This is a genomic window from Calothrix sp. UHCC 0171 (genome assembly GCF_034931845.1).
Lineage (GTDB): Bacteria > Cyanobacteriota > Cyanobacteriia > Cyanobacteriales > Nostocaceae > Brunnivagina.
The window spans coordinates 925-4,098 of sequence record NZ_JAYGHN010000097.1 but is presented as its reverse complement, the minus strand read 5'-3'; the positions used below and the strand labels follow the sequence as shown (position 1 = coordinate 4,098).

The 3,174-nt window shown below is 40.1% G+C and carries 2 protein-coding genes; one reads left to right on the top strand and one right to left on the bottom strand.

What is annotated here, in order from left to right; translation table 11 throughout:
* Nucleotides 1-78: 78 nt before the first annotated feature.
* Nucleotides 79-663, bottom strand: a complete 585-nt coding sequence (locus tag VB733_RS27360) for a tyrosine-type recombinase/integrase (RefSeq protein ID WP_323343190.1) — start codon at nucleotides 661-663, stop codon at nucleotides 79-81.
* Between the two features lie 241 nt (nucleotides 664-904).
* Between VB733_RS27360 and VB733_RS27355 the strand changes: the two genes are divergently transcribed.
* On the top strand, nucleotides 905-3,174 hold a 2,270-nt coding region (locus tag VB733_RS27355), incomplete at its 3' end, for a Tn3 family transposase (RefSeq protein WP_416336356.1).

Below are 3,174 nucleotides of genomic sequence, written 5' to 3'. Positions count from 1 at the left end.
GGCCGCCGAGATACGTGCAAAATGGGACACGTTGTAAAGTTTTGTAAAGAAATCAGGTTGAAAGCATTGATTTTAGGTTCAGTCGAGCCAGAAATTGTTGAAGCGATCGCTCGATAATTCTGTGTAGCGAATAGTATGTTGAATATTTTTGTGTCCCAGATAAGCCTGAATAGCTCTAGTGTCATGACCATGAGATGCCAAATAAAACCCGCAGGCATGACGTAACATATGCGGATGTACCGATAAAGCTAAACCAGCAAGAGTGCCAGCACGACTAATAATATTAAAAGCGGTGGCAGCAGCCATCGGAGTACCACGCTCAGAAACAAACAAATAAGGGGAGTGAGGATATTCTCGTTGTAGTTGTCGTAGCCACCTTAACTCCCTGGCACGTAAAGGATGGGTTGAACTGATACCATGCTTGAGTCGATTGATATGAATTGTGCCACTAGAAAAATCTACCTGCTCCCATCGCAGTGCTACCAATTCTGATACACGTAGAGCGTGACGATAAGCCAGTAAAATTAAAGTCGAATCTCTGTGACCATGCCGCCCTGTTGATGAAGCTGCTTTAATCATGGCTTCGACTTCATTGGGTAGCAGATATTCTCGTGTGCGTTTCTCTAGGTTTGTGACTTTTTTGGGTGGAGCAGTATGAGTCATAAAAACCAACTTGCCCATAAAAGGTAATTGGGTACTTTAATATTGAGTACGACACAATCAACTCCCCACACATTCCATGTTAAAAACTTGCCCATAAACAGTTATTTTTGGTAATGTTTCTCTACATAAACGCGAAAGTGACCGGGGGATACGGACTGTGGCAAAGTTTTGCTCCTGACGCAGTGGCTTATTAGTGATATATATCTTTTAAAGTTTTAAATCGCACAAAAACATACTGATGGTGACATCGATAGAACGTACCGCTTACCCTAGATTTAAGCGTCAATTAACCGCCAAAGAACTCACCGATATTTACACACCCAACAAGAGCGAAATTGCTTTTGCTTACGCTACAACTAAGGGTGAAAGTAATATTCTTAACCTAGTATGCCTATTAAAATCATTTCAGCGACTAGGCTACTTTCCTTCTCTACTAGATATTCCTATCAAAATCGTTAATCATATTCGCAGCAATTTAAAATTCTCAGTTGATACTGTTTTGGGTTATGAAAATCGCAAAACCATGTATCGTCATCGGACTGCTATCCGTGAACACCTCCAGGTAAATCAATTTAATCAAACTGGGCTACATATAGCTATAAAAGCGGTGAATGAATCGGCGACTGTTATGGATAATCCTGCTGATTTAATGAATGTAGCCATTGCTGAATTAGTTAAAAATAGATATGAATTACCAGGATTCAACACATTAAATAGATTAGTCCGTCGAGTGAGAAATGTCGTAAATCAAAGATTATTTTCCCTCGTACTGAGTCGCATCTCGTCAGATTACCAAGAACGCTTGCTGGACTTATTAGAGCGTCATTCACTTGAGTATCAAACCTCATTCAACAGCCTGAAGCAACTACCTAAAAGCCCTACCCGTAACAATATCAATGACTTTATTGTACATTTAATCTGGCTGGATTCTTTGGGTAATGTTAAGCCAATACTCAAGGATATTACAACTGCCAAAATTCACCATTTTGCTGCCGAAGCACGGGTGTTAGATGCCCATGAAATCAAGGATTTTAGTTTATCCAAACGGATTACTTTGATTTTATGCTTAATTTATGCGGCGCAAGTGACAGCACGAGATAGTTTGGTTGAGATGTTTTTAAAACAAATGCGCTCAATCAATAACGACGCTACTAAAGAATTAGAACTTATCAAAAAAAGAATCCAAGAAACGCAAGAGAAATTAGTTGGGGTGTTGACTAATGTCATCCATGTGTTTATGGAGGAAAATCAATTAACACATGAACAATCAGATTCTCACCCAGAGATTGAGGTATCCGATAGTTATTCATCTAATTCAAAGGAGCAGATACAGGAATTAAATCTCTCTACTGAGTTAACAAAAAATCAGGAAATATCCCTGTTTAATAAACTAAATAATGTATTCACTCAAGATGGAGGAGCAGAGCAACTGCTTTCGGAATGTGAGGCGATGAATGCTTATAGGGGTAATAATCATTTTCCTCTAATTTGGAAATTCTATAAAAATCATCGCCGGACATTTTTTCGCTTAGTAAAAGCATTAGAGTTCAAATCAACTACTAACGAACAAAGTGTGAAGGAAGCATTACAATTTGTCCTAGATAATTCTCATCGTCGAGGAGAATTTGTCAAAGCAAGTATTGAACTAGATTTTATTTCAGAACAGTGGCGAAAATTAGTTGTAGTCAAGCAAGGAGAGAAAACCAAATTCGTTCGTCGGCACTTCGAGGCTTGTATTTTTTACTACCTGGCAGCCGAATTAAGGTCAGGAGATATCTGCGTTGTTGGTAGTGAAGATTACGCCGACTACCGAGAACAATTATTGTCTTGGTCAGAGTGTTTGCCGTTAGTTGACCAATACTGTGAGAATTTAGGCTTTCCTAATACCGCTTCTGAGTTTACCTTGACACTAAAATCTTGGTTGACGGACACGGCGGCGGCGGTGGATGCAGGTTATCCCAATAACCACCAATTTATTATTAATGATGAAGGCGAACCCATCCTCAAAAAGTATCAGCGTAACGAGTTGAGTGTTGCTGCCAAAGCTTTAATAGAAAAAATCGAAGAATGTTTTCCAGAAAGAAATTTAATCGATATCCTCAGAAATGTTGACTACTGGACGAATTTTACCCGTCACTTTGGGCCGCTGTCTGGTAGTGATCCTAAAATTGAACGTGCGACGGAACGTTATCTTTTGACGACGTTTACTTATGGTTGCAATTTGGGGCCGACTCAAGCGGCCAGACATATGCGAGGTATTGTCACCGCGAAGGAACTGGCATTTGTCAACCGTCGCCATGTGACTGTGGATAAGCTCAATGCTGCATTGGTGGATATTATTAACCGCTACAATGCTTTAAATCTGCCGTCAGTTTGGGGTGATGGTAAGAGTGCGGCGGCAGATGGAACAAAGTATGAACTCTACGAAGAGAATTTACTGTCTGAGTATCATATTCGCTACGGTGGCTACGGAGGAATAGCTTACCACCATGTCTCTGATACCTATGTGGC

Bases quoted from the DNA above. Each gene is read 5' to 3' on its own strand.
- VB733_RS27360 (WP_323343190.1), bottom strand. From the start codon at position 663: ATGACTCATACTGCTCCACCCAAAAAAGTCACAAACCTAGAGAAACGC.